Origin of the sequence: Peribacillus sp. NPDC096622 (assembly GCF_044762665.1) — a bacterium.
GTDB classification, from domain to species: Bacteria; Bacillota; Bacilli; order Bacillales; family DSM-1321; genus Peribacillus; species Peribacillus frigoritolerans_B.
Map to the genome: position 1 here is coordinate 23,786 of NZ_JBIWES010000011.1, position 25,006 is coordinate 48,791.

Here is a 25,006-nt window from a genome sequence, read left to right on the forward strand (position 1 = left end):
GTCATATATAATTTTTAATGGTACTTACCTATTTTTAGTTTAAAGGGATGGTTAAGAGATGATTTATATATCAACAGGTATAGCGATTGTGATGGCTATAGGTGTTTTCATATTACGGATGAAGGAAACGAAAAAACCAGTGAATGAAAAGAAGATCATTTTACCGCCGCTGTTTATGAGTACGGGTGCCTTGATGTTTATTTTCCCGATGTTTAGGGTCACTCGATACGAATTGTTGGAGGCTCTTGTTGCAGGGATGTTATTTTCCATCTTATTGATTAAAACATCTAAATTTGAAGTAAGAGATGAAAAAATTTATATTCTGCGCTCTAAAGCGTTCATATTCATATTGATTGGTCTCATGGTGATTCGACTGGTGGCAAAACTGATGCTGGGAAGCACGATTGAAATAGGTGTATTGAGCGGAATGTTTTTCTTGCTTGCTTTTGCGATGATCGTTCCGTGGAGAATTGCCATGCTTTACCAATATAAGAAAGTTAAAGCAGCAAGTTTTGGTGGAAGCAGTATGGTGTGATAATCAGATGATATTTAAAAAACCTGAGTCATTATTCATAATGACTCGGGTTTTTCATTTGCCCGGAAACTTTTCATGAGAAAAAAATCAATATAAAAACCTAGTAATTTCATCCGGATTATATTATATTAGTATTATTATTTTACTAAGGAGGAAACGGTACATGTTACAAATGATTGTGTTCGGGATTATTTGTGGTTTACTGCTGGGATTTGTGCTTCAAAGAGGCCGTTTCTGTGTTGTTGGTGCATATCGAGATTTGATTTTAGCTAAAGATGGACGGATGTTTTTGGCTACATTTGTTGTTATAGCGATACAGAGTATTGGTGTTTATGCATTGAATGATACAGGGGTCATTCAGTTTGGAAATGATGGTTTTCCATGGTTGGGAACAATTGTGGGTGGCTTTATTTTTGGTATTGGTATGGTTCTGGCAGGAGGTTGCGCCACTGGAACATGGTATCGTGCCGGAGAGGGCATGATCGGAAGTTGGGTTGCCCTTTTTGGATATATGTTAGGGGCAGCAATGACGAAATATGGTGTATGGAAAGTGGCGGGAGATAATCTGTTATCTTATCGTACAAATGATACGTATATTCATGAAACGTTAAATGTTTCGCCTTGGGTGCTTGTGATTATCGTGACACTCTTGGTTGGCATATTGGTGATTCGTGAATTGAGAAAACCGAAACTGCCAATTTTTAAAATGAAACCGAAAAAAACGGGATTGGCCCACATCTTATTCGAGAAACGTTGGCATCCTTTTGTTACAGCATTATTGGTTGGCATTATTGCAATCGTGGCATGGCCGCTAAGTGCCATGACAGGCCGGATGTTCGGACTTGGAATTACAGCACCTTCCGCGAACATTTTAACTTTCCTTATAACAGGAGATAATGCGTTAATCGATTGGGGGACGTTTTTGGTATTGGGCATTTTCCTTGGTGCTTTCATTGCAGCCAAAGGGAGCGGGGAATTCCGTTGGCGTTTGCCTGATATGAAAACGTTACGTAACAATGCGATTGGCGGTGTAACCATGGGATTCGGTGCAAGTGTTGCCGGGGGATGCACAATCGGAAATGGTCTGGTGAACTCGGCGCTATTTGCCTGGCAAGGTTGGATCGCGATTGTCTTTTTCTTGCTTGGTACGTGGGTAGCAACTTATTTCACGATCATCCGCAAGCAAAAGCAGGCAGCGGCTGCATCCAAAGCGGCTTAAGACACGGGCCAATAATTTTATGATCAAGGAGTGGAATATAAATGGCAAAAGTATTGGAAACGACTGGAATGGTATGTCCATTCCCTTTAGTGGAAGCAAAAGAAGCGATAGTGGACATGGCAAAAGGAGAGGAATTGATCATTAATTTCGATTGCACACAAGCAACGGAAAGCATTCCCCGTTGGGCTGCTACCGAAGGTCATGAAATCACGGAGTTTGAGCAAATCGATGACGCTAAATGGCGTATAATCGTGAAAAAGGGAAAGTAATTTGATTGGAATAAAAAACGTGCTCGGGTTTCCTGTGCACGTTTTTTATTTTACAAGGCTGAATGTTTGGCGCTGAAAGTTTCTAGTGATAACATGTCTTTAACCACTTTATTAAGGAGATGTTGATAATGGTAGATGAGGTTATTTTAAACGATGTTCCACTGCATGTTACTGATTTTCTTTCTGAAAATGTAAAGGATTCTGAAGGTAAGGAAATCAGAAAAGTCAGTTTCAATTTCAAGGTCACACATAGTGAATATCATGATATTACTACACTGCTATATCAAATGGTATTTGATTTAAAGATTCCGCAGTCAAACGAGGAGTTTAGAGCTGAGATCTTTAACTATGCAACTTCTGTCACGAATTTATATGAAGAAAATGCGGTGGGGGATTTTTCGCTCGTCTTGCTGGAAGTGAACGGTCAAGAATGATTGCATTGCCAGTCTTGTAAAGATATGGGTTACTGTCTATAATAATAGTGACGATCATTCTATACATATGAGGTGGTACTTTGCTTAGCGGATGGTTTTTATGGTTCATTCTATTTTGGGTAGCCCTTTTAATTATATTGATGAGCATAGGTGGCTTTTTCATGTTTCGAAAGTTCCTGAAAAGATTTCCCAAAGAAGATGGGAAATCCGATATGGATTGGGAAGAATACTATTTGGACCAAACAAAGCACTTATGGTCAAAGCAGCAAAAGGAATTACTGGAAGATTTAGTGAGTCCTGTGCCAGAACTTTTTCGTGATGTTGCACGTCATAAAATCGCGGGGAAAATCGGGGAGTTGGCGCTAAAGGAAAAAGCGGGCGATATTACGGAAGATTTAGTGATACGCGGCTATATCATTGCCACACCAAAGCGAGACCATAAATTTTTGCAAAAAAAATTAGCTGAAAGAAAGGTGAATATGGGTCCATATGAACACTTATTCAGCTAATGATGAAAAAAGCATACTCTATTGGAGTATGCTTTTTTCATTTTGAATCATACAAAAGAATGGAGCAGTGTGGTAAAAATTAGAACGTTTGTACCCAAACCATGCTATTCGTTAAATTTTTGATATAATAATAGTAAGTAAAAATTAGGACGGAGTGAAACTATGAAATTTATCCATACGGCCGATTGGCATTTAGGTAAAATCGTGCACGGGGTACATATGACAGATGACCAAAGGCATGCACTCTTGCAATTCATAGAAATTGTCGAAGAGGAAAAACCGGATGCGGTCGTGATTGCCGGTGATCTATATGATCGTTCCGTTCCGCCGACTGAAGCGGTGGAGCTTCTTGATGAAATCCTTTATACGATTAATGTGAAAATGAATACACCGATCGTTGCGATATCGGGAAACCATGATTCTGCGGAAAGACTCGCATTCGGTTCATCATGGTATCGTCATAGTCAGTTATACATTCATGGGAAATTGACAAAAGCATGTGAGCCGGTTCGCATCAAGGGCGTGAACTTTTATTGCGTTCCATATGCGGAACCTGGGACGGTCCGCCATCTTTTTGAAGATGATAGTATCCATTCCCATCAAGAAGCGATGAAACGGATAACCGGAACGATAGCCGAGAATTTCAATATGGATGAGCCGAATGTCTTTGTAGGACATGCTTTTGTATTAGGCGGAAAAACGAGTGATTCGGAAAGGGTCTTGTCGGTAGGTGGTTCCGGCTGTGTTTCATCCGACTTATTCAATGCGTTCGATTATACGGCACTTGGGCATTTACATAGTCCAGACGCGATACGTCATCCTAAGGTGTTTTACTCTGGGTCACTATTAAAATATTCTTTTTCCGAGGCCAAGCAGAATAAATCTCTTTCCATCGTCGATATGCAAGAAGATGGAAGCTTTAATATACGCTATCGTTCTTTGACACCCAAATTCGATATGAGGGAAATATCCGGGGTTATGGAAGAGTTGCTTGATCCCGCTTTCTATCAATCGCAAAAAAGGGATGACTATTTGAAAATAACACTAAATGATGAGGGTGCACTCATCGATCCTATTAACCGCTTGCGTCAGATTTATCCGAACGTACTTCATCTGGAGCGAAAATGGGATTTGACCGACCTTAGGAGAAAAAATTCCTTCACTTCTGTAAAAGATGAACGGAAATCAGAATTGGACCTGTTTGAAACGTTTTATCAAGAAATGACAGATAGGGATTTTGATTCACAAAAGCTGGATTTGATGGTTTCGGTAATTGAAGCCGTTAAGAAAGAGGAGGCTTTGTAATGAGACCGGATATTTTAACGATGCAGGCATTCGGACCATATGCAGGAAGGGAAACCATTGACTTTAATTCCCTTGGAGAACGGACCATGTTTGTCATTTCTGGAAAGACAGGCGCAGGGAAAACAACGATATTTGATGGGATTAGTTTTGCGATATATGGAAAAGCGAGCGGCGAAGATCGAAGCGGGCAAGATTTGCGAAGTCAGTTTGCCGAAGATGATATGTTGACGGAAGTCTCGTTACAATTTACCCTGCGGGGAAAAAAGTATTTGGTGACCCGGTCACCGCAGCAGGAACGGAAGAAAAAAGCAGGTGAAGGAACAACAACGGTTGGAGCAAAGGCAGAATTATATGAGATATTGGCCGAAGGAAAAAAATTGCTGGGTGCAAATGTACGGGAAGTTGAAGAAAAAATAAAAGTACTCATTGGACTTGATGCGAACCAATTCCGGCAAATCCTGATGATTCCACAAAATGAATTCCGAAAACTGTTAACTTCCGACAGTAAGGATAAAGAACAGATTCTCCAGAAATTATTTCATACTGAACTTTATAAACGAATAGAAGAAAAATTAAAAGAAGAGGCTTCCATCCTAAGAAGGCAAAGCGAAAAAAGTGCTCAGCGGCGAATTGAATTAATGAAAGGCATCCATCCTGGCAATCATGAAGAGCTGCAGGCGCAATTACAAGGGGAAGAGCCTAATGAACAGCAGATCTTGCCATTGTTAGAGGAAGTCATTTTGCAAGCAACAGAAAAAAACGAGGATATAAATAAACAAATACAGGAAAAGCAAAAAGCTCGTGATCAAGTAAATCAAGAGCTTTCAAAAGCTGTCGATTTATTAAATCGATTTTCGGAAAAAGAAAAACTGCGAAAAGAAAAGGAGGCCCTTGAAGCAAAGCTGCCAGAAATGGAATTAGTGAAAGTCCAAATAAAAATGGCACACAAAGCGGCTTCACTAGAAAAGCAGGAACAATACTATTTACGAATTGGCAAACAAGTGCAAGATGCGAATGCCGAACTTCAAAAGTTAAGTGAGCAGTCCGAGAAGTTACGAACTGAACGCATGGAGAAGCAGGATTCCTATGATAAGGAAATGTTGAAGGAAAATGAAAGGGAGCAGGCAGTCCGAACTGTTCATCAGCTTGAACAGGTAAAAGAGGCTGTCATGACTTTTACAAGCCTAAAAGCACAAGTTACCTTAGATGAAAAAGAGTGGCAAACTTGTAAACGACTTCGTGAAAAAACTGTTTCGGAACATCTGTCGATCGAAGCGGAAGCTGAGAAAGTCGCTCAAGAAAAAACAGAAGCGGAAAAAGCGGCTGTTCTTTATCGTGATCAGGAAATTGAAGCAGAAAGAAATAATTCAGCTTTATCGAAAATTCAAAAGCTTCAAGAAGTTCTTTTTGAAATCCAGAATACGAAACGAGTTCTGGATGAAAAGAATAATCGGTTCCAGGAGTTACAAAGAATACAAATTCAGGAGAAGGAAAAACTGGAAACCCTGAACCGAAACTGGCGATCAGGCCAAGCTGGTATGCTTGCTTCCATGCTGCACTCTGGAGAAAATTGTCCTGTATGCGGTTCTCAAAGTCATCCAAAACCAGCGCAAATGCATGAGCATATGCCGACGGATTTGGAATTGAAAGAGCAAGAAAACAAGCTGAAAATGGCGGAACAACAAAAAAGCCAAGCGGAAAGTGAATATTATCAAGCGAAATCCAAATATGATGCATTGTTAGAGTCTTCACAAGAAAAGCTTAGTGACTTACAAAATGACATGCCGGAGTTTAGGAATGAAGATATTGATGAGCATTTGCTGCAGTTTGTACAAAAAGGAAAAGTGCTGCAAGAGCAGCTAAAAGAATTGATGCGGAAAAAGTCTGTATTCAATGATCTGGAAAAAAGGTTGCTGGATTTAAAAGAGAAAGCATCCCAGTTAAAGGAAAATCTGATCTCTTTAGAGAGAAAAGAGGACCAAGGGAAAACCAGGTATATTGAAAACTCTACAAAACTAACAGGATTAACCGATTCCCTGCCAGACGGAATACGGACAGAGGAAGAATATAAAGCAGCTTATCAAATGGCTGTAAATACACAGAAACGCTTACAATCGGCCTTGGAAGATGCACAAAAAAACCTTCAACTGGTGAAGGAAAGAGAATCGGCGATCATTGCAAAAAAAGAATCCCTAAGTGGCAATATAGAGGCTTTAAATACAGAATTGAAAGAGGAGCGGGAAAAGTTAATTGCGGATATGACCAATCAAGGTTTTTCCAATTATAAAGAATATAAGGCAGCAAAAATATCGGAAGCGGCTCTTGGAAATTTGGAGGACCAAGTTCAGCAGTATAATCAAAATTGGCAAAGTGTTTTAAGTCTGTTTCATGATTTGGAAATGAAATTAAAAGATGTGACCAAACCGGATCTTGAAGGATTGAAAAAGACTTTCGATTTCATAGATGAAGAATTGGAGTCGTTACGCCAAAAACAGAATGAGTTGCAGGCTGACAAACGGACTAACGAAGAAATCGAAAGGAAATTGGCGCAAATCAGGGAAGATCAGAAAAGTTTAGATGAAAGGTACAGTATCGTCGGTCATCTGTCTGAGATTTCCAAAGGTCAAAATTCGTTCAAAATAACTTTTGAACGATATGTACTGGCAGCCTTTTTAGATGATATCCTAAAAGAAGCCAATTCAAGACTGCTGAAAATGACAAGCGGCAGGTATCAGCTGTTACGAAAGCTTGATCCTACACGCAGGAATATCCAGAGCGGTCTGGAGTTATCTGTGTATGACCAATATACAGGGCATGAAAGGCATGTCAAAACCCTTTCGGGAGGCGAGAGCTTTAAGGCATCACTTGCACTTGCTTTAGGTCTTGCGGATGTTGTCCAGCAGAATGCTGGCGGAATTTCACTCGAAACGATGTTCATCGATGAAGGTTTCGGTACGCTCGACCCTGAATCTCTTGATCATGCGATTGAAGCATTAATGGATATACAAAGCACTGGGAGATTGGTGGGGATAATTTCCCATGTCCCGGAATTGAAAGAAAGAATCGATGCACAGCTTCAAGTCATTTCGACACAAAATGGAAGTCGAACGTCCTTTTATTTTGCTGGATAATCAAGAAAAAAGAATGGCTAAGGGGGAAGTGGTTCCCTAGGCCATTCTTTTTATTTTTATGAACGAACTACTCAATGTTAATATCTTCAGCTGTTTTTCCGGGGGAAAACTTATGGATGCGAATCACCAATATTGGATTCGAGAATTCAGCGGTAATTCTTCGTGAGCAAATCGAAAAGGGGAAAGGGATCTTTCTCTGTGTGGGTAGTGTATCTTCTTTTTTTTCAAGTAAATGCTTATCTGTATCGTCAACGATGATCGATAGCTCATTATCACATAGGCAAACTTTTATATCTTTCACATCATGGTTTTCCAAAACCGCTTCCACCATATACTCATCGTCACTTTCGTATATATCAATTGAAAAAAGTTGATGATCCAACGCACAAGTTTCCGGATCCAGAAAAAAACTTTTTACCCATTCATCAAACTTTTCAACCTCAGTCATTTGCGATCCATGTTGATTGTCTTGCATGTTGATACCCCCGGTTTTCCTTTGAGGTATTATATGTTAGAGCATGAAGAATGGTGATTGAAAAAGTGAAAATGATGATGATAAAAAGTTTTCGGAAAAGTGGTCAAAAAAATGTAAAGCAACCAAGGCAAAGGAACGATGGTGTGGGTATTAAAGGGAATCCAAAAGTAGTTTGCCCACAAAGGATTATGAGTATCTTTTGAATAATAGCCGTTCCAAAGTGTTGGTTACTACTTGTGAAGAGTAGGAGAAGCTAAAGCTTGTTAAAAATAAATTACTATTCTAAAGCATGTCATTTTGGTTGATGGTATATGAACCTAAGGAAGATAACGAACATTTTTTCCATGATCTTACTGGCAGACAAAATAAAGACCTGCCCCTTGTTTTAGCAACATTAATGATCAAGCATTTTGGCATTATACATCAGGAAGTACAGGTGAACCAAAAGGGGTTATTTACCTTCAAACAGATATGGAAGAAGCATTTAAAAACTATGCCAAGAAGCCGTTTCACCAAAGGATTTCGGGAAAAGGCAGCCTGTTTTCGTTAATGTGGCTCATTAAAAGTTCCCAGGGTACTGCAATTTTAGGAATGCTTGATAAATGCGGATTATCCCAAAGCGTGTATCTAAGACCTTTACCGGGTGGTCCGATCGATTGAACCAGTTTTGCGGCTTGGACGGAAAGGACATGTTTATTTTAGAGATGGTTCGGTCAAGCCCGTGTCAGTTTTGAGCTCCTATAGCTTTAAAATAATAAAAAAATCCATTTTGAAAAAAGAATTTATCAAAATGGTTTTTTCTCCAGCAGATTTATGTTTTTATAGATAGCTTATTGTTACTTCCAGGTTCATTCCTAAACTCAATACAGAGAGAATTCAATTTGACACGCCACTATTCGAGGCTGCGGTGCTAGGATAACAGCATCTGCAGAAACTTTAAAAGTATAAAACATGGCACGATACATTGTTTATTTGTGTGTCTTCCTCGGACTGAGTATCGGATCTGAATCATAAAAGAGTTAATTCTTTTTTCAATTCACGATGTAATACTTCTCCTATACGCTTTATCCCTTCAATAATCTTCTCTTTAGACATATTGGAGTAATTTAAACGTAATGTATTTTTTTGTGTACCATTTGGAAAAAATGGAGTACCAGGAACACAAGCAACATTATTTTTTAAGCACTCTGTAAATATATGCCTTGAATCAATGCCCTCAGGAAGCTCGACCCAAATAAATAAACCACCTTCCGGCTTACTATAAGACAAGTTCTTTGGGAAAAATTCTTCAATACTGCGCATCATCTCTATACATCTTGTTTTATATACTGCTTTGATTTTATTTATGTGCTCTTCCATATCGTAAATTTCCAAATACTTAGCTGTAATTCTTTGAGCAAGGCTGTCCGTATGTAAGTCAGCTGTTTGTTTAAAAGCAACATACTTTTCAATGAAAGATTCGTCTGCACATATCCATCCAAGCCGAAGACCGGGAGTGAAAATCTTAGAGAATGTGCTTATATAAATTACTCTGTTCTCTGTGTCAAAATGTTTCACAGGGGGGAGTTCCTCTCCAGCAAATCTTACGGCCCCATAGGGATTATCCTCTACAATCAGTACATCATATTGATTTGCAAGCTCAATCATTCTTTTTCGTCTTTCGAGTTTTAATGTGCGACCTGTAGGGTTTTGAAAATCTGGAATAGTATAGATGAATTTTGTGTTAGGATGCTTTTGCAGCTTTTTCTCCAGCTCTTCCATAACCATTCCATCATCATCCATAACTACTTCAACAAATTTGGCATCGTATGACTTGAATACGTTAATTGCTGCAAGATAGGTTGGGCTTTCACAAATAATGGTATCTCCCTCATTGATAAATGATCTTCCAGTAAGGTCGATTGCTTGCTGGGACCCTGATGTGATAAGAACATTTTCAATAGTGGAGTTGATCCCAATATCTTTCATTCTTTGACTAATAGCTTCTCTTAAAGGAATATATCCTTCAGTCGTACCATATTGAAGAGAAGCTGCACCTTCTTCATCCAATACAGCATTGCAAGCATTCTTAAGATTTTCTACAGGAAACAACTCTGGAGCTGGCAGGCCTCCTGCAAAAGAGATGACTTCTGGTCTTTCCGTTACTTTTAATATTTCACGTGTCTCAGAAGATTTTACTAAACGAGCTCTCTCCGCAAATTTATTTTTCATCTATAACCATTCCCTTTTTTTTTTGCAATTGGTTACGTTTAACAATTAATTTAAAAGTCTAATAGGCTATCTTTATTCTAGTTAAATATTGAATTTTCAGTTATTTTAATATGGTTATACCTTACTCTGATTGACGCCTGCCCAAATAACAAATGGAATAAGCAGTAATGAAAGCACAGCACCAGCAATTGAAAGGGTTGCATAACTAGAATGTGCTACAATGATTCCTGATAAGCCTCCTCCCAATGCTCCTGACAAAGCAATCCAAACATCTACAGAACCCTGCGTTTTAGCCCTAGTGGATGGTGGAGTTGCATCCACCAGGATTGCTGTGCCGCTAATTAAACCAAAATTCCAGCCAAGTCCAAGTAAAGCAAGTGCTGTAATGAGGACTACCATCGAATCAGCTGGTCCCATAGCAGCTAGAATGCCTGAAGCAAGTAGCGTAACGGCAGAAGCTATGGCCATAGCGGAACGGCCAATTTTATCAACAAGAAAACCAGTTACTAATGAAGGAAAAAACATAGCACCTATGTGAAATCCAATGACAAGCCCTACTTCATTCAAACCATGTCCATGGTGTCCCATATGTATGGGTGTCATCGTCATAATTGCCGTCATCACAAATTGAGTTAGAACCATAACTGATGCTCCTGCAAAAATTCCTCGCCTGTTTACCGATAATGTATGAGAATTTCCCTCTAAAGGTAAATTACTGGTTTTTCTTTGAGCATCTGATAGTGCTTTTGCAACAATAAAGGGATCAGGACGAAGTAAAATTAACAGAACTAAACCAGCAAGTATATAAGCAGCAGCAGCTAATATAAATGGACCAGCTAAAGAAGGAATTCCTATGGATACCGCAAATTCACCCATTACATCCATCAGGTTTGGGCCTGCAACTGCACCGAATGTGGTGGAAACCATGGCCATACTAATAGCCTTCGCCCTTTGTGTTGAGTTTGCCAAGTCAGTTCCTGCGTAGCGTGCTTGTAAGTTGGTTGCTGATCCAGCCCCATAGATAAGCAGCGATATAAATAAAAGTAGAATGCTATTTGTTAATGCTGAAATGACTACACCAATGGCGCCGATGCCTCCAGCCAAAAATCCTGTCGTAAGTCCAGAACGACGTCCAAACCGCTGAGAAAGACGTCCCACAAGCAGTGCCGCCCCTGCTGACCCTAAAGTAAATAACGCCGTAGGAATTCCCGAAACACTATCTGTACCTAGCATGTCTTGGGCTATAAGAGCCCCCACTGTTATTCCTGCAGCAAGTCCTGCTCCTCCAAAAATTTGGGATATTACAACAACAATTAATGTTCTTTTATATAATTGTTGTTGTTTTTCTGAAGAACCAATGTAACCTTGTAACCAAGCCGATTGGACGTCCAACTCCTTTACACTATCTTTATGTAACATAACAACCTTCCTTTCTAGAAAGCTAATTCCATTTAATATAATTCTCCAACTGGATTTGAATCATCATAACACTCGTAAAAAAGCCATACAATATTATAATTGTATGGCGAACAATATTACGTAAAATCGTTTAGTAAACGTTCCAGGATAATCAATCCTCGCTCAAGCTCTTCAAGCGTTTCCGGTGCACAGACAGAAACCCTTACAGCCCTCTCTGGACAACTATTTCCGACTACAAAACGTTCAGCTGCATACACTTGCACCCCCTGCTGTGCAGCTAACGTTTCAAATTCAGCCCCTGTAATCTTGCCTGGTAATAGCAACCAACGAAAGATGCCTGTTTCCACACCTAAACACGTATAGTCTGCCAAATATCGATTTACGACTTGGTTTCTGCGAATAGTTTGTTCCCGATGACCCTCAATTAAGACTTCAAATTGATTCGATACAATCATACGTGCTGTAAGTTCTGCTAGTAACGGGGAAACGGTTATATTTAAATTATAAAGTGCCTTTGAAATTGGCTCCTTGAATTGACTCGGAACTGCTACATAGGCTAGACGCAACCCTGGTGCTAATGATTTAGATAAACTTGCAATATAGATGACCTGTTCTGGAGCAAATGATGCGACTGCTGGAAGTGGTTTTTTGTTGAGAAGATGGTACGATGCATCTTCAATAATGAACTGTTTATACTTTTTGGCAATTGCTGCAATCATTTTTCGATTTTCAACAGACATGAAGGAAGCTGTCGGGTTATGATAATCCGGGATCAAGTAACTGCCTTTGATATTGTCATTTTTACACGCATATTCAAAGGCAGTTGGACTCATTTCATAGTTCTCTGATTTTATCGGCACTATCTGCACACTAAGCATCGCAGCAACAGTTTTCAAACCAGGGTAAGTATGATGATCAACACCAATACGATCCCCAGGCTTACAAAGACTCGCCAGTGTGGCAGCAATCGCATTTTGACCCCCATTTGCAAATAAAATGTGATCAACTGTTGTTTCAAACCCACCTCTTTGGATTAGCTTTATAGCCGCATCCTTTTGCCAAAGGCTTTCGCCTGCTCGACCATAACCAAACCATTTTTCAATATCTGTTTCTTGCAGCATACTTTTCAGTTGAAGTAGCAGTGGCTCGTAAGAAGCATTATCTGGTAGTGTCGCTCCCATTTCAATTAAATGCTTCGGCTTTGTATCTTCAAGTAAATACGCATTTGATAACGCATCATACGATACAAATGTGCCACTTCCAACAGTTGCACTTAACAAGCCCTTTAACTCACACACTTTAAACGCTTTTGAAATGGTACTCAAATTCAAATCTAAATAATCGGCTAGTTCTCGCTGTGGAGGAAGTTTTGTTCCAGGTAATAAAACTCCGTTTAAAATATCCTGTTCCAATTGCCCTGCTAGTGCTTGATAAATAGGCTTTTCATTTTTATCAATCGATGGCTTCCAGCTCATCGGATAGTTTTCAAAAGAATTAATTGGCATGATACGCATCCTTTTTCATACAATTATATGATTGTGCCATTTATAAAACAATTAAACTTTTCTTAACCCTTTAACGAATATCTGAGTAGCAATTGTTTTGACTAAATTGCCAGCAATAATATCGGGTCTTATTTTATAAACAACTATATTATTTATTCACACCAAATATAGCTTTAATATAGAGCTCGATTAAAATTCCTTCCAACCTAGAAGACGATTCTTGGACACGGCGAAAAAATTGAAACCTTGAATTGTATAATCTGCACTCCTAGACACAAATAACAACTCCTTCTGATTACCTATTCTGAGTGTTCAACATAATAAAATGTTGCATTCAAATAAAAATGATACCCGTTTTTTGAATACTAACATACGCTAACTTTAGATCCTCTTTTTCGTGAAAACGGTTGTACTGACAATATTTAACTGCCAATTAGGATGTAAATTCATCAAGTTTAAGATAAAGAGGGGATGATTAATGGCAATTTTATCAACCGGACCGATTGAAAATCGTCTGGTTGGTGGGGTCAGACCCACCCAACAAGTGACAGTTAAAATCGTTAACAATGATTCAACAAATTCTTCTACTGTTTTCATACAGGGATATTACTTAAACGGGACCAGAACGTTGTATGTCCTTGAACTTTTCAACGTTGCCCCTAATAAAGTGATAACGAAGGATTATTTTGCCAACTTTGATGCATTTGAATTCGTTTTTACAACAAGTGGTCCAGCAGAAAGTACTGAAATTTCAGTTTGGGGGAAAAATGCCTCTGGACAGTTAGTAACAGCTCATCGTCTTGTATCGGATGAACTTTTGGGATCTGAAGCAGCAGGGCCCCAAGGACCACCGGGACCTCAAGGCGTTCAAGGACCCCAAGGAGAGCAAGGACCTCAAGGCGTTCAAGGACCCCAAGGAGAGCAAGGACCTCAAGGCGTTCAAGGACCCCAAGGGGAACAAGGGCCTCAGGGGGATCAAGGACCTCAAGGGGAACAAGGGCCTCAAGGCGTTCAAGGACCCCAAGGCGATCAAGGACCTCAAGGCGATCAAGGACCTCAAGGCGATCAAGGACCTCAAGGCGATCAAGGACCTCAAGGCGATCAAGGGCCTCAGGGGGATCAAGGACCTCAAGGCGATCAAGGACCTCAAGGCGTTCAAGGACCCCAAGGCGATCAAGGACCTCAAGGCGTTCAAGGACCCCAAGGAGAGCAAGGACCTCAAGGCGATCAAGGGCCTCAGGGGGATCAAGGCCCTCAAGGCGATCAAGGACCCCAAGGAGAGCAAGGCCCTCAAGGCGTTCAAGGACCCCAAGGCAATCAAGGCCCTCAAGGCGTTCAAGGGCCTCAAGGCGTTCAAGGCCCTCAGGGGGATCAAGGACCCCAAGGAGAGCAAGGCCCTCAAGGCGTTCAAGGGCCTCAAGGTGTTCAAGGACCTCAAGGCGTTCAAGGACCCCAAAGCAATCAAGGGCCTCAAGGCATTCAAGGACCTCAAGGCGATCAAGGACCTCAAGGCGTTCAAGGACCCCAAAGCAATCAAGGGCCTCAAGGCATTCAAGGACCTCAAGGCGATCAAGGACCTCAAGGCGATCAAGGACCCCAAGGCGATCAAGGACCTCAAGGCGATCAAGGACCTCAAGGCGTTCAAGGACCCCAAGGCGATCAAGGACCTCAAGGCATTCAAGGGCCTCAAGGCGATCAAGGACCTCAAGGGGAACAAGGGCCTCAAGGGGAACAAGGGCCTCAGGGGGATCAAGGATCTCAAGGGGAACAAGGGCCTCAGGGGGATCAAGGACCTCAAGGGGAACAAGGGCCTCAAGGGGAGCAAGGGCCTCAAGGGGAGCAAGGGCCTCAAGGAGAACAAGGGCCTCAGGGGAATCAAGGCGTTCAAGGACCTCAAGGCGTTCAAGGACCCCAAGGGGATCAAGGACCCCAAGGCGATCAAGGACCTCAAGGCGATCAAGGACCTCAAGGGGAACAAGGGCCTCAGGGGGATCAAGGACCTCAAGGCGATCAAGGACCTCAAGGGGTACAAGGGCCTCAAGGGGAACAAGGGCCTCAAGGGGAGCAAGGGCCTCAAGGAGAGCAAGGGCCTCAAGGAGAACAAGGGCCTCAGGGGAATCAAGGCGTTCAAGGACCTCAAGGCGTTCAAGGACCCCAAGGGGATCAAGGACCTCAAGGCGATCAAGGACCTCAAGGCGATCAAGGACCTCAAGGCGTTCAAGGACCCCAAGGCGATCAAGGACCTCAAGGCGATCAAGGACCTCAAGGGGAACAAGGGCCTCAGGGGGATCAAGGACCTCAAGGCGATCAAGGACCTCAAGGGGTACAAGGGCCTCAAGGGGAACAAGGGCTTCAGGGGGATCAAGGACCTCAGGGGGATCAAGGATCCCAGGGCGTTCAAGGGAATCAAGGGCCTCAGGGGGATCAAGGATCTCAAGGCGTTCGAGGGCCTCAAGGCGTTCAAGGCCCTCAAGGGGAACAAGGACCCCAAGGAGAGCAAGGACCCCAAGGAGAGCAAGGCCCTCAAGGCGTTCAAGGACCCCAAGGAGAGCAAGGCCCTCAAGGGGAACAAGGCCCTCAAGGCGTTCAAGGACCCCAAAGCAATCAAGGGCCTCAAGGCATTCAAGGACCTCAAGGCGATCAAGGGCCTCAAGGCGTTCAAGGACCTCAAGGCGATCAAGGACCTCAAGGCGATCAAGGACCTCAAGGCGATCAAGGACCCCAAGGAGAGCAAGGACCTCAGGGGGATCAAGGACCCCAAGGAGAGCAAGGACCTCAGGGGGATCAAGGACCTCAAGGCGATCAAGGACCTCAAGGCGATCAAGGACCTCAAGGCGATCAAGGACCTCAAGGCGTTCAAGGGCCCCAAGGAGAGCAAGGACCTCAGGGGGATCAAGGACCTCAAGGCGTTCAAGGACCCCAAGGCGATCAAGGACCTCAAGGCGATCAAGGACCCCAAGGCGATCAAGGACCTCAAGGCGATCAAGGACCCCAAGGCGATCAAGGACCTCAAGGCGATCAAGGACCCCAAGGAGAGCAAGGACCTCAAGGGGAACAAGGGCCTCAAGGGGAACAAGGGCCTCAAGGGGAACAAGGGCCTCAAGGCGATCAAGGACCCCAAGGCGATCAAGGACCTCAAGGGGAACAAGGGCCTCAAGGGGAACAAGGGCCTCAAGGCGTTCAAGGGCCTCAGGGGGATCAAGGACCTCAAGGGGAACAAGGGCCACAAGGCGTTCAAGGGCCTCAGGGGAATCAAGGGCCTCAAGGCGTTCAAGGGCCTCAAGGGGAACAAGGGCCTCAAGGCGTTCAAGGACCTCAAGGCGTTCAAGGGCCTCAAGGGCCTCAAGGGCCTCAGGGAGCCACGGGAGCAGGTTCTCAAGTATTTTTTACAGAAGTTGCAGGTCCAGTTCCCCTCACAACTAATGGTACAGAAACGTCAATTGGTATATTAAATGTACCAACAACTATAGGCCAAAGCATAAAAGTAGACTATGCGATTTCGGTTGATGTTATAACAAGTGCTAACTCGAACTTTACTTTTCAAGTGCGACTTTATCGAAGCGGCGTCTTGATGGATACGCGGTCAGTTCAAAGAAGTGTTACTGCTGCAACAACTTCAAGATTTCCAGTTGCATCGACTAATGTTAATATTGCTGCTATAACTGGAACTACATCGTATGAAATTAGAATTGCTTTTACAGCAGCAACCAATGTAACTTCAGCTAGTGCCATAAATTTAGATATAAACGCAATACGTTTTCCTTAATAAACCTTAACCATTTTTCAAAATAGGTTGTCCCATTTTCGAAAAATTGATATCCACCGCCTATTTTTGATTGGAATAGAACAAACCTAAGTTTACGCTTGTTATTCGGGTTCGAAGAGAGTTCATCAAGGCAACCAAAACTACGTTTGTAAGGGGTATCTTGCCACTTACTTAAAAAATCCCTTAAGCGTACTAAAGATTAACTACATGAAATAGTTAGCTAAAAAGCCAAACCCTTGATACATCTGAGTTTGGCTTTTTTTCATTTTTAATCGATTATGCATGATTTTATACATTATGATTTATCAACGTTTTTGGCTTCTAAAGAAGTCTGGAAACTGTATAAAAAAATGGGGTTTTATGCAATCTCTTATTCAACTAACACCACCTATTAGCCATTCATGCAGTAAAATCGGTTCTGCACCACAGAGAATGAAAATGGATTAGAACCGTCAATACTGATTCTATGGGTGGGAGGGGCAGGTCGGTAAACTATGCGTTAGAGCTTTGGAGTGATTATATAATATTATGGATAAGAATATGATATTCCTGAAAAATTAACTGGTCCAACAACATCTGCAGCGGATGCAGCATTTTCTAGTTGAACAGTTAACAAATATGATTCGTTGATTGTAGCAGGAACATTCGTATCAATTGCATGAAGTGTAACCGTTTGTTCTTGTCCTGCTGATAATAGTACTTCTTCTCTACTAGAAAAAATAATTTGGTTACCTCTAAATATGTTAAATATCAATACTGGGGCTAATACGGCAGATCTAACACCTACTGTAGCATTTAATATTACCCTATTCTCACCTTGTGGAATAACTAAACCAAATAATCCAAGAGAGATTGGTGCTGTAGTGACCTCTCTATCAAAAGCACCACTCACCTGAGGACCAGGTACACTTGTCCCAACACTTACAACATTTGCCATCATAACAACTCCTTTTAATATTTCCTTATATTTTATTAAGTTTTATTTTAATTGATTGGGTTAAAGCCAATTTTAATATAATTTAGCAAGGTTTATTTAAAGTAGCGTAGTTCCCGAAACTGTTGGAAGAGGAAAACTTTGATGGACTAACGATGTAAAAAATCATGCATAAACAAAAAAATAAGAATGCTATTACTGAAAAAAGCGAATCCCATTACCAAGGGATTCGCTTTTTTTTATGCCTCTTTTGGCTAACTTTCTAATTATTAGAGTGTGGGGAAATATGATGTTTGTTAATAGAATATTATTTCGCTTTGATGTGAAAGTTAATAAAAAGAGCAAATGGATCTCCGTCTGTTATCAACGGTTTTTCGAGCTAAATAGAATCTGAAAATATACTAGTTTGAAAAGACGAAAACCATGTTAGCTGCTGAACTATAAAAATGTGAGTCAATCACTTAGACATAATCGAGTTTTACCAAAAGAAGTACAACAATAACGATCAATATAGAGTTATACCAGTAAAGCTTAACTAGACTTGTATATCGTATTCATGTAATACTTTGGAATCTTGGAATACTATTCCCATGCAATAAAGTTCACCCTTGGTAACGAAGTTATTTCATCTTCCTCCAATAAACACCAGTTAAATCAGTATTATCAATTTTTATAAGTGGTTCATCAATTTTAAATTCTTTTCTAAAATCTGTTACTGCAGCTGCACAATTTGGTAAAGCGCCGTAATCATCAATAATAATGTATCCACCTATAGAGACTTTTGGATAAAGGTTTCTCAAACTTTCCATAGTTGAGGAATACATATCTCCATCAAGTCTTGCAACTGCGATCTTTTCAATGGGAGCAGTAGGTAACGTATCTTTAAACCATCCTTTTAAAAAATGGACCTGCTCATCAAGTAAGTCATACTTTTGAAAATTTCCCCGTACTTCTTCGAGTGATACACGTAGAAAATCAAATGTATGATGAGGGTCTCCCTTGTCTTGAGGGTATTGTTCAATGTTTGGTACTGGCAAACCCTCGAATGAATCAGCGACCCATACTTTACGATCATTCACTCCATGGACCTTCAAGAAACCTCTCATAAAAATACAAGCTCCACCTCGCCATACCCCTGTTTCTATAAAATCACCTTCAATGTTTTCCTCCAACACAGATGTCATACATTGTTGTAAATTTTCCATACGAAGTCTTCCAATCATACTATGTGCAATAGCTGGACAATCAAGACCTTGTCGCCGAATATCAGGGTCAACACCTTCATGTTCAAGCCATATCTCATACAAAATTGTTTTTTTAAGTAATTCTAAATATAAATCAATAGCTAAACTTTTAGACATTTTTACACTCCCTCTAATTAAAATAAAGTTCTAACATAACCATAGTGTTTCTTCTTACAACAAAAATCGTAGTAACAAGTCACAGTAATATCACTTTTTTCTATTAAGCTTTCTATCAATATATGAAAAACAAATAAAAAGGGAAGTATTCTTGTCTATATTGAAAACAAATTTCCATTTTGTATATCCCATTCATTTTTAGTTAACATAATGAGATGTTATAGGCAATTAAAAAAGTTTTGGATTCTATTTAAACCGTACCCTATAGAGTAGACACCTAAAAAAGTCTTCTATAGGGTAATTTTTTGTATAATTAAGAAACACAACGAGAAAACACAATATGGAACTGGAGAAGGTTATGAGTAAAAAGCTTTTTACAGAGAAAGAAATCAAACTGCTATCATCTAATAATTATGTTAAATCTAAGTTCAAAAGGGATTACTTATACTGATGAATTTAAGCAAATATTTATAGCGGAAAAACAGAAAGGCAAGTTCGCAAGGGGAATTTTTGAAGAATTTGGGTTTGATGTAGAGGTTTTGGGGACGGAAAGAATTAAATCAGCGAGTAAGAGATGGCAAGCTGTTTACGAGAAGAACGGGATTATTGGTTTATGTGACACTAAAGCAGGAAATTCAGGGCGCCAAAAAGAAAGAAAACTTACCCAAGAGGAGAAAAATGCTCGCTTAGAAGCACCAATCAACTTACTAAAGGCAGAAAACGAACTGTTAAAAAGATTCGTTTTGCAGAAAGGGGGATGAAGAAGTAGTTCTTCATCCTTTCAAAAAATATATCCTAATTCGTTCCGTGATAGAAAAATATCAGCTAAAACATATGGTGCAATACCTATGTAAAATAGCCGGTGTTTCAAGAAGTGGGACTAATTTAATGGAGCAATCAGGAGATATTCATTTGTTGATGACTCAACTCGGTCATACTTCAACCACAACGGCCGCACTCCATACAAACCCTGAGCAACGAAACTGCTGGGAGAGAGAAGAACCAATTATCGTGAAAAGGATTAAAAAAGGAGAAGTTTCTAGTCTTCGCCTTTTTAGTTTGAGAGTACAAAACAATGCCAAGTATAGTACTCCCTTATAGAGACACCTACCATTATTGGGATAAATTATGATGTCCTAACGAGTATTTTTATAGGAATCCGTAAAAGCTAAAAATACAGGAATGGAAGTTGAGCTATAGATTTAGTATATAATTTACTCGTAGGCCAAGTTTCAATAAAATTCGAAAAGCCCATCCTTAGCTGGATGGGCTTTTCGAATTTTTTAATACACCATGGATAAAGTCTAAATCACGTTTTATGAGTAGGGATAATCTATACTATGGTAAAAACCAACTTTTCAATACTGTTATATAAGCAATCAAAGCTGAGTTTGTTTAAATTCAAAAATGAATTATGGGCATTTCGATGAATCCTCTATAGAAAGGCATTATTTGTGAATAAAATTCATTAATGAATTGACTGTTCTTAATGATAAGCGCTTTTTTCATAAAAATGGGACTTGGCATGGGAGTTGCATAATCATAATAATAATAATAAGTATAAAACAAACATGCACGATATGAAATTCGTTTAAGTGGGGAGGGATATATGGTGCGAAAAACGATAAATAAACCATGGGAGCAATGGTATGTTGAAAGAATGAAATCTATGAATCTACCGGAAAAATCCGTCTATTCACTGCTTGAGATAACAGCGGGTAAGTTTCCACACCATACAGCCATCATTTATGAAGACAACTCCATGGATTATAAGAATCTAAAAATGCAGGTAGACAAACTTGCAGGTAAATGGAGAGAAATGGGCTTTGTTAAAGGTGAACGGATTGGACTGATGATGGCCAACAACCCTTATTTCATAATCAGTTATTATGCTGCCCAGGCGCTAGGTCTGTTGGTTGTACAAATAAATCCTATGTATAAACCGCGGGAACTATTGCAAATTTTAATTGACTCGGATACCAAGAATATTGTATTTGACCAAACGGCCGCAAATACAATCGAAGAAACGAAAACGATATATGAATTTGATGTTTGCATTGATACGAAAAATGATCATAATGGCTCTTATTCCCTTCAAATGATGATTGAAACCGGGGATGCCATCAAGAAGCCCGAAGTGATAAGCCCGCATGAAGATACTGCAGTCATCCAATATACTGGCGGCACCACTGGGAAGATGAAGGGTGTCATGCTTACTCACCATAATTTAACCTCCAATGTCATGCAGAGCTTTGAAATGTATGGGGATTCCCTGAAACCTGGTGAAGAAATCGTTTTGGCAGCAACGCCTCTTTATCATGTTTATGCAATGACAAGTGCAATGAATCTAGGTATCTATATTGGAGCTGCCATCCTCTTATTTCCTAAATTCGAACTTGAAGATGTACTTACAAAAATAAAAAAGTATCGTCCGACTTTCTTTCCGGGAGTTCCAAAGATGTATAACGCTTTCGTCAATCATCCAGGAATTGAAAACTATGGACTGAATTGTTTAAAAAGTTGTTCTAGTGGATCGGCGCCGCTGCCGGTTGAAGTAATTAAGCGATTTGAGGAGCTGACCGGCGCCAAAATCGGAGAGGGTTTCGGTTTGTCGGAGGCTTCACCTTCCACTCATCGTAATCCGCCTTTCGGAAAAAGGAAAATAGGAAGCATTGGCATCCCTTTTCCAGGTACGGACTGTATGATCATTGACGATGAAAATAATGAAGTGCCTAACACATGCGTCGGGGAGTTGCTCATAAAAGGTCCGCAAATCATGAAGGGTTATTGGAATAACGAAGCCGAAACCAAAAAGGCCTTACAGAATGATTGGCTATATACTGGCGATCTTGCTGTGATGGATGACGAAGGATATTTCTATATCGTCGGCAGGAAAAAAGAAATGATCATCGTCGGAGGATTCAATATTTACCCGCAGGAGGTAGAAGGGGTTCTGTATGAACATCCGGCAATTAAAGAGGCAGCTGTGGTTGGCATCCCCCATAAAGAAAAAGGAGAAATAGTGAAAGCATTCATCGTACCTAAAGAAAGCGCTTCCGTGGATCTTGAAGAAATAGAAGGATATTGTTATTCCCAATTGACGCCATATAAGGTACCAAAAGTATTTGAACTGAGAAAAGAACTTCCGCGAAATACAGTGGGTAAACTATTAAAAAGATTGTTAGTTAAAGAGGAATTAGAAAAGGATTGAAAGAGGGGAAATGTGGTTCCAACCATCTAAGTCGAAACATACTTTGGATGGTCTGCCAGTTTGCGAACAAAAATAAAGTAGAGGAGGGATTCATATGCGTTGGGTTGTTCTCATTCTATTATTCTTTGGAGCCGTCATCAATTTTGCAGATAAATCGATCGTGGGACTCGCAGCTGTTCCCATCATGAAGGAATTCAATCTTACCTATGCGGAGTGGGGTCTTGTTGGAAGCAGTTATTATTGGCTCTACCCAGTAACAGGGATTTTTGGGGCAGCTTGGGCTGATCGGCTGGGGGCTAAAAAAGTGCTTGGGTTTATCATGCTGACATGGACTGTTTTGCAATTCGGCGTTTTAGCCATTACCGCTCTTCCATTATTAATTCTATATAGGATTTTACTTGGCGCATTCGAAGGGCCTTATAGTCCAATTGCTTACAGTCATGCCGATAAGTGGTTTCCGCCGAAGCTGAAAGGTTTTGCCAATTCGGTAGTTGTTGGCGGAGGGACCGTTGGTGCGATGATCGTGGCACCGATCCTCGTTTCCTTAATTACGATATTCGGCTGGAAGGCTGCCTTTGCCGCTCTTGGAGGAGCAAGCCTTGTTTGGTTCTTCCTCTTTCAATTTTTAACAAAGGAAAATCCAGTTGAAGTATATGAAAACGTTCAAAAGAAAAAGAAACTAAAACTGGAAAAAATAAAAGTGAAAGACTTTTTGCTGCTATTGGCTTCACCTACTGCTTTGTTTACTACCCTCGCTTATTTTTCAACGTATATTTTAGTTGTTTGGTTTTCTGTTTGGCTCCCGATTTATTTAGTCGAAGCCGTAAAAATGACTCCAGGTCAAATGGGAACCAGCGTTGCGATAATCGGGGTCGTTTCCGTATGTATTTATATGGGTGTTTCGATGGCGTCTGATCATTTATTCAAGAAGAATCAGAATTGGCGATCATCAAGGGTATTCGTCGTTGCGGGCGCCATGATTCTTGGTGCATTGTTCTTTTCCTCAATCATGGTATTTCAAAATCCAATCTGGGTGATAGTCGCCATGTGTTTAGCAAAGGGTCTTACATACGCCATTTTACCAATTGGACCAACGATCATGATCAATGAAATGCAGGAGCGGGGGGGATTGATGACAAGTATCTTAACATCATCAGGAAATCTTGCGGGCATTATTGCACCTCTATTAACTGGCTATATCATAAGTTTAGCTGGAGGAAATCAACTATTGGGTTATAACCTATCGATATTGTTCATGGCCATCCTTGTCCTGGCTTTTGGCATCCTGTTTGCGATATTCGTTAAACCGGCCGGGAAATTTAAAAATAAAAGTTCGGATAACTTTGACCTTAAGTCCTCATAAGCAGGCGGAACCTGCTTACATTCAATGAAATTGGTGAAATGAAGGAATGCCTTCAAATAATGGTGTGAATAAAAGGAAAAGGAGCGGATGGGAAATGAATAGAGATGCCGTTATAGTTTCTGCAGTTCGAACAGCAATTGGAAAACAGGGAGGTGCACTTGCATCTGTTCCTGCCCACGTATTTGGAGCAGAAGTGATGAAAGAAGCCTTAAAACGAGCGAATGTCGAACCTCGAATGATAGATGATGTAATCATGGGGAATGTGTTAAGCGGGGGTGGAAACATTGCCAGGTTAACTGCACTGGAAACTGGCCTCTCGATTCATCTTCCGGGAGTGACTGTCGACCGTCAATGCGGCTCGGGAATAAATGCTGTTAACTTGGCTGCACAAGCGATCCGGGCTGGCGAAGGCGATGTCTATATCGCAGGTGGGGTCGAGAGCATGAGCAGGGCGCCATACTTGATGGACCGACCGGAAAAACCATACAGTGCAAAGCCACCGCAGTTTAGAAAGTCCCGGTTGTCCCCAAAAGAGATTGGCGATCCCCCGATGGGAATCACGGCTGAAAACTTAGCGGGAAAATATGAGGTCAGCAGGGAAGAACAAGATGCCTTCGCTCTACAAAGCCAAAAAAATATGGCCAGAGCCGTGGAAGAGGGCCGCTTCAATGAACAAATTGTGCCTATTCACATTCCCGTCAGAAAAGGTGACGATATCGAATTTAAATTGGATGAACATCCGCGACCGCAAATAACGAAAGAAGGGCTTGCCAAATTATTACCTGTGTTTCTAGAAGGCGGGTCCGTGACTGCAGGCAATAGTTCGGGATTGAATGATGCCGCATCAGCATTGGTCATCATGTCGAGGGAAAAAGCGGTGGAATTGGGGATTAAACCTTTAGCGACGATCAGGGCACAGGCTGTTGCAGGGGTAGATCCAAATTATATGGGAATAGGGCCTGTTCCCGCTATAAGAAAGGTAATGGAGAAATCAGGGCTTTCCTTAAATGAAATGGACATCATTGAAATTAATGAAGCCTTCGCTGCTCAAGTCATTGCTTGTAATCGGGAGCTTGATATGAATCTTGCAAGAGTGAATGTGAACGGGGGAGCCATTGCACATGGACACCCACTAGGTGCGACGGGTGCCATCCTCATTACGAAAGCGGTTCATGAATTGAAGCGTTCTGCCGGAAGGCTCGCCCTAATTACAGCTTGTATTGGAGGCGGACAGGGAATTGCTACGATAATTGAACGTGAAGCCTGATTTTTATAGCAGAAAAACAATGAATTTAACACAGCATTCAGCCCTATATGCCCTATGAAGAAAACTTGTCAATGGAACTATACATGAACAGA

At 41.0% G+C, this 25,006-nt stretch carries 19 protein-coding genes and 1 pseudogene; 12 read left to right on the forward strand and 8 right to left on the reverse strand.

Annotation, left to right across the window (positions count from 1 at the left end):
- Window positions 1-58 precede the first annotated feature (58 nt).
- From ACIQYG_RS18605 to ACIQYG_RS18635, 7 genes are all read left to right on the forward strand, one after another.
- Window positions 59-535: a CcdC family protein gene (locus ACIQYG_RS18605; protein WP_305161405.1), complete on the forward strand. Its 477-nt coding sequence runs from the start codon at window positions 59-61 to the stop codon at window positions 533-535.
- 163 nt (window positions 536-698) lie between these two features.
- The gene (locus ACIQYG_RS18610) at window positions 699-1,754 is read left to right on the forward strand and encodes a YeeE/YedE thiosulfate transporter family protein (protein ID WP_402840793.1); all 1,056 of its coding nucleotides are present in this window, start codon (window positions 699-701) and stop codon (window positions 1,752-1,754) included.
- Between the two features lie 41 nt (window positions 1,755-1,795).
- Window positions 1,796-2,023, forward strand: coding sequence for a sulfurtransferase TusA family protein (locus tag ACIQYG_RS18615; RefSeq protein ID WP_048685981.1), 228 nt, complete (start codon window positions 1,796-1,798; stop codon window positions 2,021-2,023).
- A 128-nt stretch (window positions 2,024-2,151) separates the two neighbouring features.
- Entirely contained in the window at window positions 2,152-2,457 is a 306-nt protein-coding gene (locus tag ACIQYG_RS18620; protein WP_402840796.1) for a DUF3219 family protein, read from the forward strand.
- A gap of 80 nt (window positions 2,458-2,537) precedes the next feature.
- A complete protein-coding gene (locus ACIQYG_RS18625) occupies window positions 2,538-2,966 on the forward strand; it encodes a DUF2621 domain-containing protein (RefSeq protein ID WP_034312903.1) in 429 nt (142 codons plus the stop codon).
- Window positions 2,967-3,128: 162 nt separating this feature from the next.
- Window positions 3,129-4,271, forward strand: coding sequence for an exonuclease SbcCD subunit D (locus ACIQYG_RS18630; protein WP_402840800.1), 1,143 nt, complete (start codon window positions 3,129-3,131; stop codon window positions 4,269-4,271).
- Window positions 4,271-7,402 carry an AAA family ATPase gene (locus ACIQYG_RS18635; protein ID WP_402840802.1) on the forward strand — a complete coding sequence of 1,044 codons (3,132 nt, stop codon included), beginning with the start codon at window positions 4,271-4,273 and terminating at the stop codon, window positions 7,400-7,402. Before ACIQYG_RS18630 ends, ACIQYG_RS18635 begins: the two co-directional genes overlap by 1 nt.
- A 67-nt stretch (window positions 7,403-7,469) precedes the next feature.
- Here the strand turns inward: ACIQYG_RS18635 and ACIQYG_RS18640 are convergent, their stop codons facing one another.
- The 5 genes from ACIQYG_RS18640 to ACIQYG_RS18660 form a co-directional block, all read right to left on the reverse strand.
- A complete protein-coding gene (locus tag ACIQYG_RS18640; protein WP_402840805.1) occupies window positions 7,470-7,877 on the reverse strand; it encodes an Hsp20 family protein in 408 nt (135 codons plus the stop codon).
- A 1,008-nt stretch (window positions 7,878-8,885) separates the two neighbouring features.
- Entirely contained in the window at window positions 8,886-10,088 is a 1,203-nt protein-coding gene (locus ACIQYG_RS18645) for an aminotransferase-like domain-containing protein (RefSeq protein ID WP_402840808.1), read from the reverse strand.
- A gap of 114 nt (window positions 10,089-10,202) precedes the next feature.
- Window positions 10,203-11,507 carry an MFS transporter gene (locus tag ACIQYG_RS18650; protein ID WP_402840811.1) on the reverse strand — a complete coding sequence of 435 codons (1,305 nt, stop codon included), beginning with the start codon at window positions 11,505-11,507 and terminating at the stop codon, window positions 10,203-10,205.
- Window positions 11,508-11,623: 116 nt separating this feature from the next.
- Window positions 11,624-13,012, reverse strand: coding sequence for an aminotransferase-like domain-containing protein (locus ACIQYG_RS18655; protein WP_402840813.1), 1,389 nt, complete (start codon window positions 13,010-13,012; stop codon window positions 11,624-11,626).
- Window positions 13,013-13,393: 381 nt separating this feature from the next.
- Window positions 13,394-13,609 carry a hypothetical protein gene (locus ACIQYG_RS18660; RefSeq protein WP_402840816.1) on the reverse strand — a complete coding sequence of 72 codons (216 nt, stop codon included), beginning with the start codon at window positions 13,607-13,609 and terminating at the stop codon, window positions 13,394-13,396.
- Window positions 13,610-13,812: 203 nt separating this feature from the next.
- Between ACIQYG_RS18660 and ACIQYG_RS18665 the strand changes: the two genes are divergently transcribed.
- On the forward strand, window positions 13,813-16,464 hold the full coding sequence (locus tag ACIQYG_RS18665; protein ID WP_402840819.1) for a hypothetical protein: 2,652 nt from the start codon (window positions 13,813-13,815) through the stop codon (window positions 16,462-16,464).
- A gap of 136 nt (window positions 16,465-16,600) precedes the next feature.
- Here ACIQYG_RS18665 and ACIQYG_RS18670 read toward each other — a convergent pair whose 3' ends face one another.
- The 3 genes from ACIQYG_RS18670 to ACIQYG_RS18680 all read right to left on the reverse strand — a co-directional run bounded on the left by ACIQYG_RS18670 (window position 16,601) and on the right by ACIQYG_RS18680 (window position 19,073).
- Window positions 16,601-16,723, reverse strand: a complete 123-nt coding sequence (locus ACIQYG_RS18670) for a hypothetical protein (RefSeq protein WP_402840822.1) — start codon at window positions 16,721-16,723, stop codon at window positions 16,601-16,603.
- 581 nt (window positions 16,724-17,304) lie between these two features.
- Complete coding sequence (locus ACIQYG_RS18675) at window positions 17,305-17,718, reverse strand: hypothetical protein (RefSeq protein ID WP_402840824.1); 414 nt, start codon at window positions 17,716-17,718, stop codon at window positions 17,305-17,307.
- 614 nt (window positions 17,719-18,332) lie between these two features.
- Window positions 18,333-19,073: a TylF/MycF family methyltransferase gene (locus tag ACIQYG_RS18680; RefSeq protein ID WP_402840827.1), complete on the reverse strand. Its 741-nt coding sequence runs from the start codon at window positions 19,071-19,073 to the stop codon at window positions 18,333-18,335.
- 340 nt (window positions 19,074-19,413) lie between these two features.
- Here ACIQYG_RS18680 and ACIQYG_RS18685 point away from each other — a divergent pair.
- The 4 genes and pseudogenes from ACIQYG_RS18685 to ACIQYG_RS18700 all read left to right on the forward strand — a co-directional run.
- Window positions 19,414-19,949, forward strand: a pseudogene (locus ACIQYG_RS18685) (HTH domain-containing protein); the annotation flags it as partial.
- Window positions 19,950-20,682: 733 nt separating this feature from the next.
- Window positions 20,683-22,284, forward strand: a complete 1,602-nt coding sequence (locus tag ACIQYG_RS18690) for a long-chain-fatty-acid--CoA ligase (protein WP_402840830.1) — start codon at window positions 20,683-20,685, stop codon at window positions 22,282-22,284.
- A gap of 94 nt (window positions 22,285-22,378) precedes the next feature.
- The gene (locus ACIQYG_RS18695) at window positions 22,379-23,647 is read left to right on the forward strand and encodes an MFS transporter (RefSeq protein WP_402840832.1); all 1,269 of its coding nucleotides are present in this window, start codon (window positions 22,379-22,381) and stop codon (window positions 23,645-23,647) included.
- Window positions 23,648-23,741: 94 nt separating this feature from the next.
- Window positions 23,742-24,914, forward strand: coding sequence for a thiolase family protein (locus ACIQYG_RS18700; protein WP_402840835.1), 1,173 nt, complete (start codon window positions 23,742-23,744; stop codon window positions 24,912-24,914).
- Window positions 24,915-25,006 lie beyond the last annotated feature (92 nt).

Excerpts from the sequence above, each read along its gene's own strand:
- ACIQYG_RS18605 (WP_305161405.1), top strand. The coding sequence starts at position 59 with ATGATTTATATATCAACAGGTATAGCGATTGTGATGGCTATAGGTGTT.
- ACIQYG_RS18610 (WP_402840793.1), top strand. The coding sequence starts at position 699 with ATGTTACAAATGATTGTGTTCGGGATTATTTGTGGTTTACTGCTGGGA.
- ACIQYG_RS18615 (WP_048685981.1), top strand. The coding sequence starts at position 1,796 with ATGGCAAAAGTATTGGAAACGACTGGAATGGTATGTCCATTCCCTTTA.
- ACIQYG_RS18620 (WP_402840796.1), top strand. The coding sequence starts at position 2,152 with ATGGTAGATGAGGTTATTTTAAACGATGTTCCACTGCATGTTACTGAT.
- ACIQYG_RS18630 (WP_402840800.1), top strand. The coding sequence starts at position 3,129 with ATGAAATTTATCCATACGGCCGATTGGCATTTAGGTAAAATCGTGCAC.
- ACIQYG_RS18635 (WP_402840802.1), top strand. The coding sequence starts at position 4,271 with ATGAGACCGGATATTTTAACGATGCAGGCATTCGGACCATATGCAGGA.
- ACIQYG_RS18640 (WP_402840805.1), bottom strand. The coding sequence starts at position 7,877 with ATGCAAGACAATCAACATGGATCGCAAATGACTGAGGTTGAAAAGTTT.
- ACIQYG_RS18645 (WP_402840808.1), bottom strand. The coding sequence starts at position 10,088 with ATGAAAAATAAATTTGCGGAGAGAGCTCGTTTAGTAAAATCTTCTGAG.
- ACIQYG_RS18650 (WP_402840811.1), bottom strand. The coding sequence starts at position 11,507 with ATGTTACATAAAGATAGTGTAAAGGAGTTGGACGTCCAATCGGCTTGG.
- ACIQYG_RS18655 (WP_402840813.1), bottom strand. The coding sequence starts at position 13,012 with ATGCCAATTAATTCTTTTGAAAACTATCCGATGAGCTGGAAGCCATCG.
- ACIQYG_RS18660 (WP_402840816.1), bottom strand. The coding sequence starts at position 13,609 with ATGAAAACAGTAGAAGAATTTGTTGAATCATTGTTAACGATTTTAACT.
- ACIQYG_RS18675 (WP_402840824.1), bottom strand. The coding sequence starts at position 17,718 with ATGATGGCAAATGTTGTAAGTGTTGGGACAAGTGTACCTGGTCCTCAG.
- ACIQYG_RS18680 (WP_402840827.1), bottom strand. The coding sequence starts at position 19,073 with ATGTCTAAAAGTTTAGCTATTGATTTATATTTAGAATTACTTAAAAAA.
- ACIQYG_RS18690 (WP_402840830.1), top strand. The coding sequence starts at position 20,683 with ATGGTGCGAAAAACGATAAATAAACCATGGGAGCAATGGTATGTTGAA.
- ACIQYG_RS18695 (WP_402840832.1), top strand. The coding sequence starts at position 22,379 with ATGCGTTGGGTTGTTCTCATTCTATTATTCTTTGGAGCCGTCATCAAT.
- ACIQYG_RS18700 (WP_402840835.1), top strand. The coding sequence starts at position 23,742 with ATGAATAGAGATGCCGTTATAGTTTCTGCAGTTCGAACAGCAATTGGA.